This window comes from Hydrogenispora ethanolica (assembly GCF_004340685.1).
In the GTDB taxonomy this organism is placed as follows: domain Bacteria; phylum Bacillota; class UBA4882; order UBA8346; family UBA8346; genus Hydrogenispora; species Hydrogenispora ethanolica.
Genome location: NZ_SLUN01000055.1, coordinates 20458 through 28426 on the forward strand (window position 1 = coordinate 20458; position 7969 = coordinate 28426).

Below are 7969 nucleotides of genomic sequence, written 5' to 3' on the forward strand. Positions count from 1 at the left end.
TCAAGCCCTCCTGTCGCAGCGCAGACAGCGCATGGATTCGGCGATCGCGTTCAGCTTATGAAATCCGACGGCCACTTCCTCGAAATGGTTCTTCCGTTCTTCGGGATCGAGATACTTCATGGGGAATCGTTCATGCTCAATCAGTTCCTTTTCGTCGGACGGCGCGGGGATCTCGATGGTCTCCCCGGTGTTGAGATCGCCTTTGCCGCCCAAGTAACGGTCAATGGCCTTGGCGGCATTTTTACCGTCGGCGATCGCGGTGATAACGGTATCGGACCCCCGGGCGACGTCGCCTCCGGCGAAGACCCCGGGCAACTTGGTCATCAGCGTATCCCTATCCGTCACAAAAGTACCCCACTGGGTCACTTCCACCTCCTCTTTGGCGATGAAGGGCAGATCCGAATACTGGCTGACCGCCGGAATGACCATATCCGCCGGCAGCGTGAATTCGGACCCGGGGATGGGTTTGGGCCTGCGCCGCCCGTCGGAGTCAAACTCGCCTAATTCCATCCGCACGCATTCGATGGCGGCGACCCGTTCGGCCCCTTCGAACCGGACCGGCGCGGCCAACGGGATAATTGCGACTCCCTCGGCCAGCGCGTCTTGGATCTCCCGCTCCTCGGCGGGCATATCCTCGATGACGCGGCGATAGAGGATGGTCACCGCTTGGGCGCCCGACCGCAGCGCGACCCGGGCCGCATCGATCGCCGTGTTGCCGCCGCCGATCACCACCACCTTCTCGCCCACCGTGACATCCTTGCCGAGATGGATATCGCGCAGGAAATCCAAGCCATGATAAACGCCGGGCAGATCCTCGCCCGGGATCTGAATCTTGTTGGAGAACTGCGTCCCGGTGGCCACATATACCGCATCATGTCTCTGCCGGAGTTCGGCGAAGGAGAGGTCCTTGCCCACCTCGGTCTGTAAATGAATCTTCACTCCGACCTGTTCGATCAGTTTGATCTCGTGCTGCAGCACGGCTTCGGGCAAGCGGTATTCGGGAATGCCGAAGGACAGGATCCCGCCCGCCACCGGCTGCGCCTCGTAGACGTCAATCTCATAGCCCAGGCGGGCCAGGTAGTAGCCGCAGGTCAGGCCGGACGGCCCCGCCCCGATCACCCCGACGCTCTTGCCCTTTTTGGGAAAGACCAGGTCCAGGTAGGGCTCTTCATTGTGCAGGACATAATCGGCGACATATCGTTTGAGATCGGAGATGGAGAGCGGTTCATCCAGCTGGGCCCGGCGGCATTTGCTTTCGCAAGGATGGGTGCAGACCCGGCCGCAGACCGCCGGGAACGGATTCTCCTTGCGGATCAAATTATAGGCGTCCCGCATCCGTCCGGCGGCGATCAAGGCAATGTAACCCGGGACATTGACCCCGGCCGGGCAAGCGTTCTGGCAGGGCGAGATGAACAGATCGCCGCAAACCCCGGCCCGGCAATGCTTATACTTGATGTGCTCCTCATATTCCTCGCGGAAGTACTTGATCGTACTCAAAATGGCATTGGGAGCGCTCTGCCCCAGGCCGCAGGTGGCCGTCTCCTTCACAATCCAGCCCACTTCCTCAAGCAACTCGATATCGCCTTCCCTGCCTTTCCCCTGAGTGATCCGTTCCAGGATCTCCAGCATCCGCTTGGTCCCCAGCCGGCAGGGCACGCACTTGCCGCAGGATTCCTCCTGGACAAACTCCATAAAGTACCGGGCCATGTCGACCATGCAAGTATCTTCATCCATGCTGATCAACCCGCCGGAACCCATGATCGTTCCCAACCGGGTCAGGGAGTCGTAATCGATGGCCGTGTTCAAATAGGCTTTGGTGATGCAGCCGCCGGACGGGCCGCCGGTCTGCGCCGCTTTGAATTGCTTGCGGCGGGGGATTCCGCCGCCAATGTTGAAAAGGATCTCCCCCAGGGTGGCGCCCATCGGCACTTCGACGATGCCGGTATTGTTGATATCCCCGGCCAGGGCGAACACCTTGGTCCCCTTGCTGCCGGCGGTGCCGAATCCGGCGAACCAGGCGCTGCCGTTCAGAATGATCGGCGCAATATTGGCAAAGGTCTCCACGTTATTGATGATCGTGGGCATGCCGAACAAGCCCCGCTGGAAGGGAAACGGCGGCTTCTGGCGCGGCTCGCCCCGCTCCCCCTCGATCGAGGCCATCAGGGCCGTCTCTTCGCCGCAGACGAAAGCGCCGGCGCCGATCCGGATCTCCAGATCGAAGTTGAAACGGCTGCCCAGGATCGACTCGCCCAGCAGTCCGGCGGCACGGGCCTTGCGGATCGCCAGGTCCAGCCGCTCGATGGCCAACGGGTATTCAGCCCGCACGTAAACGAAGCCCTTTTGGGCGCCGATGGCGTAACCGGCCAGCATCATGCCTTCGATCACCGCGTGGGGGTCGCCCTCCAGAATGCTCCGGTCCATGAAAGCGCCGGGATCCCCTTCATCGGCGTTGCAGGCCAGATATTTCGTCGCGCCTTCGGCTTTCAACCCCGCCTCCCATTTGATCCCGGTCGGGAAACCGGCGCCGCCCCGGCCGCGCAGCCCCGATGCTTTCACCTCCGCCACCACCCCGGCCGGAGTCATCTCCTGCAAGGCTTTGGCAATAGCCTGGTAGCCGTCCCGCGCGATATACTCCTCCAGTGAGGCATAGTCGATGCCGCCGCAATTGCGCAGCGCGATCTTGACCTGCTGTTTGAAGTAGGGGATGTCTTTCAGATAGGGGATATGGATGCCAGCCCGGGCATCAAAATAAGTATGGTTCACCTTGACCTTGCCGCCGCGGAGATGCGAGTAGACGATGGCCGGGATATCCTCCGGTTTGAGCTTGGTATAAAACGCTTCGTCCGGCATGACCACCATCACCGGACCGATGGCGCAAGTGCCGATGCAACCGGTCTCCGCCACCGCCACCTGTTCCGTCAGGTTCAGATCGGCCAGCGCTTTGAGAAGCGCCGCCTTCACCGCTTGACAGTTGGATGAGATACACCCGGCCCCGGAACAGACCAGCACCCGGTATTGACAATGCTCCTGTTCCGCCAGTTGGTTCGCTTGGATCCGGTTCAAATCGTCCCTGCTTCGAATGGTTACCATGTCCAATCTCACTCACCTCGCCGCCGATTCATTAATTAATAGTACTGCTCGATGATGGCCTGAAGTTTCTCCGGGTTGACCTGCTTAAAGACTTTGCCGTTGATGGTGATGGCCGGAGCCAGCCCGCAGGCGCCGATGCAACGCATCACTTCCAACGTAAATTTGCCATCGGCGGTAGTGGCGCCGACCCCAATGCCCAGGAGTTCCTGGAGCCTGGCGATGATCTGCTTGCCGCCCCGCACGTAGCAGGCGGTCCCCAGGCAAACCCGGATGGTGTTTTCGCCGCGCGGCTGCATGGTGAAGAAGGAATAAAAGGTGGCCACCCCGGTCACCTGTGACAGCGGCATATCCAGCCCCTCGGCCACCCGGCGCAATACCTCCATGGGCAGGTAGCCGTAGATCCCTTGCGCCAGATGCAGCAGCTGGATCAGACTGCCTTCCCGCCCCTGGTACTCCGCGATCAGCTCGACGACGCGGCCCAGTTTTTCCGATTCGCTCTCCCGCCCGCAATTGCAACTCTCTTTGATTTGCGCGTTCATTGCACCTCCTTAAAAAAATACCGCATCGGTAGTGTCGAAAGATTCCAAAGCCATCTGCGCTCAAGCCGTCCGGTTGTTTCCTACGCAAAAAACGGGACTAAATCCCCCAATATGGCATTACCCGCCGGATTGTGAGGAAAAAACCTATCTCTCGCTATTTCTCCTAGGATAGGCAACCGGTTCAGTAACGGATATTATGGCAATCCGCCTATCATTCGCCGGGATAGTTATAACTTTTTCATCTTGATGATAAAGGCAAGCGAGGAATCTATTGCAACGCGTGGATTAATAAACATGCTACACTCAGTCAGAAGTGCTACGTGACGACTTTACCCTGTCAGATCAGAGCATTGCATAATTACCTTAACAAGCCCTGTGGCCACTATATATATTGCAAAGCCCGGATATTTCGAAAAAAGTCATCGCATAAAGAAGCATATTTCATGGTGATAGTTTTCTATCCTTTGCGGGGTGACAGCAGGAGATGAAACGAGCTAGCGGAAGGTCAATGATGTTATGGGCTTAAAACGATGAATAATTTGTTAATTATTTATTACAATACAGTAAAATAAAACGGTTTGCAACAATATAAAAAGTCCAAAAAAGACCAAAATAGTCGAAAAAATCGTAAATATCACCATGGCATTCTTCTTATTCACTATCGCTATTATAGAATATTAAGATTCTGAAAATATTAGAACATTCGATACCGATTGGCATCCTATGGCTTTCAAAGACTGGACAAATGAAGGGTTGAAACCAGGATTTCATGATAATTGGCAGGGATCGGCTATCGGGGAAATAGCGGACTTGGCAGCATCAATTCAAAGCCTACATTCAAATTGGGTCCATCGAGTTCGTGAAGATCCGTCTGGAGTCGCTCCGGATGTTCTCTCCGTTATTTAAAATGTTCTCTCAGTTACCGCACATGCTCATTCAGTTACTGCATATGCTCATTCAGTTACTGCATATGCTCATTCAGTTACCGCATATGCTCATTCAGTTACCGCATATGCTCATTCAGTTACCGCATATGCTCATTCAGTTACTGCACATGCTCATTCAATCCCTCCATGATGTTGTCCAATAACCCAATGCCAATGCTCGATCTTCGAACGCGGCCGCGCGAACTTTGGCGTTTGAGAAACCTCAACGAACCGTCCGCCGGTAAAGCAGCCAGAGTCCGAAACCCACAGCCAGCATCGGCAGTCGCGCCGGGGGACATTCGAGGGCCAGGGCCACGAGGAATCCGAACAGCCCGCCCGAGGTTTGGATGAATTCCAGTTCGGTCATGACGTTTCCGGTCAGCGCCTGTTCCAGTTCTTGCTCGTCCAGTTTGGCGAGTTGGCAATGGAGGATGCCCGGAACATCCAGCAGTTCCAAGCCCTGCTCGATGACGGAGGTAACCGCCGCCTCGATATTCCCTTGATTGCGGGCGATCGCGGCCGGCAACTCATCCAGCCACTGTTCGTACTCGGAGAGCACGTCCGCCATGGCATACGGGAGCGACGGCAAGGCATCCACGACCCGTTCCTGGACCCAGGGACCCCAGACGCGTTTGGTCAGCTCCGCCGGTTTCTCCAGCAAGGTGCGGGCTTCCCAGCTCTCGATGATCTCGCCGATCACCCTACGGACAACCTGCCGGGTCTCCTCGCGCTGGACCAGTTCCTTCAAATAGCGCCGGCAAAGTTCCCGCAATTCGTCCCGGAATTCGCTGTCGCCGACGACCCGCCCCGTGGCGCAGGCCAGTTCTTGCAGCAGCGGACTTTTTTGCAAGTACTCCCGGACGATTCCCGCCGAGAAGAGCCGCTCGTGAATGCCGGCCGCCAGGTTCCGGATCAATTCATTCCGCCGGGCCGGGATCAAGCCCTGCCATAGACGGTTGGGCCGGCGCGGATAAAAAAGCATCTTGATGGCCAGCCAGTTGGTCCAATAACCGACCACGGTCGGCCCGATATACTTGGTATAGGGGCGAACCGCCGCGCTCAGCCGTTGAAAATCCCCGGCCGGCAGCCACCGCTCCAGGATGACCTCGACAATCAGCCAAGTGATGAAGGCGATTCCCAGGCCAAAGAAGGGCCGGTTCAGGCTGTTCAACACCTTGGCAAACTTCAGGGAAAACGTGTCCCAATGGGCCGGGCACTGATGTCCGGCCGCAGTTTCCCGGCCGGGCTCGCCGGACCGGCGCAGCTCTTCCGCCAGCCGTCCCAGCCATTTATGACAGAAGCCGCGGCTTGCCCCGGAACCGCCGGCGCGGCCGTTATCCTCCGCTTCCCCGCGATGGTCCTTGTTCTCCTGCCACTTACTTAAACCGCGCTCGTCCATTTTTGAGACTCCCTCTTGATGGATTCGAAATGTCCCCGAAAATGGTTTCAAAGTCTATTTCTACCGCCGAGCGCCATTATCCTTTTTTACCGGTACGGAGATTCCAGGAAGGACGCAGCCCGGGAGGAAGAAATTGCCACATGCTGCCAATATGAACATTTCCCTCCCGGGCTGCGTCTTTTTTATTAAAAAATCTGACTATATAGGCCATCTAACAAACGAAATTGAGTTCAAAAGTGGCAAAAAATTAGATAGAAAAACCGGCAAGAGACGGAATAACAACCAACTGGCGGAGCTTAAGAGCAGTAAGAAGAACTCTTCTACCGGATTTGGTAAGGTAATAGCGATAGGATTTGCCGACTTTTTTAATCAAACCATGCAAATGCATTCGTTTGAGTAAACGAGAAACTTGAGTGCCTGTCAGGTGGGTGAGAATACGTCGGATCATGGAGTTGGTAATGCCCCGAATCGTACCTTCTCCCCGTAAAAGAGTAATAATGGCGTCAAGATCAAGCTGGTTAAAGAGATTGAACCCTCGATAAGTACGACCGTTTTTTCGAACGGAACGAGTAAGGTTCTCCACATCTCGCATTCCAGCGCTTGGGTCATCTAAATCCGACAAGAAGTCCAAGTAACGGTAATTGGCGGAAAGGAGAATTTCACGTAATGAAGGTAGGCTATAAATATTTTTCCGCAAGGGAGCAACCTTGGCTTCGGAAGTTCCGTCGCGATGTTCCACCGTCCGGTGGTTACGAAAGAAAGTAATGTCATTGACTGTGGTTTCAATCCGAAGGATCAGGCCGAATTTATCGTAAAGCTTAATTGAGGCGGGTCCCATATGATGATGAATACAGGTGCCTTGAATCCGGGTTTGGAATTGATTGCCGATTTCATCTTTAAAACGTCCATCGAGTTTTCGCCCAAGAAAGGTGGCGATATGATCGGGTTTGACAGTATGAATTGCAGTACGCGATAGATTTTCATAGATTGGACCTAAATCCTTTTGGGTTTTAAAAACAATATCCGTAGCGTATTCGATTTGGTACAGACTCCAATGATAAGTGTTAGAAAAATGGTGGATCACCGGACAATACTCTTTGGCGAAACGATCCAGTGCATGATGGAGGGATTGAACGGGAAATGAGTCGGCAATGGATTGGGCTTTTGACCAGTCGTCCATCCGATTAAACGTATTATCCAGCTGAGTGAAACTAATCGCTTGTTTCTTTAATTGACCTGCGAGCCAGTTATGACCATTACAGTAGAATAGCAATCGAAAAGGAGCCCAGGTAGGAACCCGTAAGTAACAGAGACCCCATTCTTCGTCAATAAAGTAAAAGTAATAGTGTAAACACTTGGCTTCCTTATAGCGAAGTTCGGTATGTTGAGTTAGCTTGTCATAATGAGGTGCAAAGGAACCGCACGTTTCCATGGCGGAGAAAATATGAACCAGACCCGGATGCTCACCCCTTTCTTTTAGGATGGCTTGAATACGTTCTTCCTTGCGGAAGTTATTTGCGGAACGAATGAACTCGATCGTTAGATTGTTTCTCTTGGCAAGTTGTTCAGCATTCGCACGAAGTTCATCACGGAGAGGTTCAACAAAACGAGGGTAATCAAAAATCCGGTATCCCTTCGACATGATAAATGTGGCCATTCCAAACGCATAGCAGACTCCTGGCAATGTACCAGTAATCGTAATTCGGTCGAAACATGATAAAATTCCGCTAATTTGTTTGTGATACCTTTCAAGTAATGAGGACATTTACTTATACCTCCAAAAAGGAAGTCTCATTTTGTTGAATATTTCGTGATTGGCTTGTTTTTTACCTTTTTGGTTCCGGCTTCGCCGGGATAGGATGAACTAAATTTCTGAACTGAGATTTGCATTCCTAAGGCCGAATGCAAATGGAATAAAAACGGAATTTATTTCATCCTATTTCAGCGGTAATAAGTTGAATTAAATTCCTTAATTTATCCATCATGGAAGGCTTACGGGACATGATGCATAACAG

4 protein-coding genes are annotated in these 7969 nt (G+C 53.7%); all 4 read right to left on the reverse strand.

Annotated elements, in window-relative coordinates; genetic code table 11:
- Positions 1 to 3090: an NADH-ubiquinone oxidoreductase-F iron-sulfur binding region domain-containing protein gene (locus EDC14_RS25090; RefSeq protein WP_132017658.1), complete on the reverse strand. Its 3090-nt coding sequence runs from the start codon at positions 3088 to 3090 to the stop codon at positions 1 to 3.
- A gap of 35 nt (positions 3091 to 3125) precedes the next feature.
- Positions 3126 to 3629 carry an NADH-quinone oxidoreductase subunit NuoE gene (nuoE, locus tag EDC14_RS25095; RefSeq protein ID WP_132017659.1) on the reverse strand — a complete coding sequence of 168 codons (504 nt, stop codon included), beginning with the start codon at positions 3627 to 3629 and terminating at the stop codon, positions 3126 to 3128.
- Positions 3630 to 4778: 1149 nt separating this feature from the next.
- A complete protein-coding gene (locus EDC14_RS25100; protein WP_132017661.1) occupies positions 4779 to 5954 on the reverse strand; it encodes a DUF445 domain-containing protein in 1176 nt (391 codons plus the stop codon).
- Positions 5955 to 6201: 247 nt separating this feature from the next.
- On the reverse strand, positions 6202 to 7719 hold the full coding sequence (locus EDC14_RS25105) for a MarR family transcriptional regulator (RefSeq protein WP_132017663.1): 1518 nt from the start codon (positions 7717 to 7719) through the stop codon (positions 6202 to 6204).
- Positions 7720 to 7969 lie beyond the last annotated feature (250 nt).

What these genes read in the sequence shown, in the direction of transcription:
- EDC14_RS25090 (WP_132017658.1), bottom strand. Translation starts at nt 3,090, where the DNA reads ATGGTAACCATTCGAAGCAGGGACGATTTGAACCGGATCCAAGCGAAC.
- EDC14_RS25105 (WP_132017663.1), bottom strand. Translation starts at nt 7,719, where the DNA reads ATGTCCTCATTACTTGAAAGGTATCACAAACAAATTAGCGGAATTTTA.
- EDC14_RS25100 (WP_132017661.1), bottom strand. Translation starts at nt 5,954, where the DNA reads ATGGACGAGCGCGGTTTAAGTAAGTGGCAGGAGAACAAGGACCATCGC.
- nuoE (WP_132017659.1), bottom strand. Translation starts at nt 3,629, where the DNA reads ATGAACGCGCAAATCAAAGAGAGTTGCAATTGCGGGCGGGAGAGCGAA.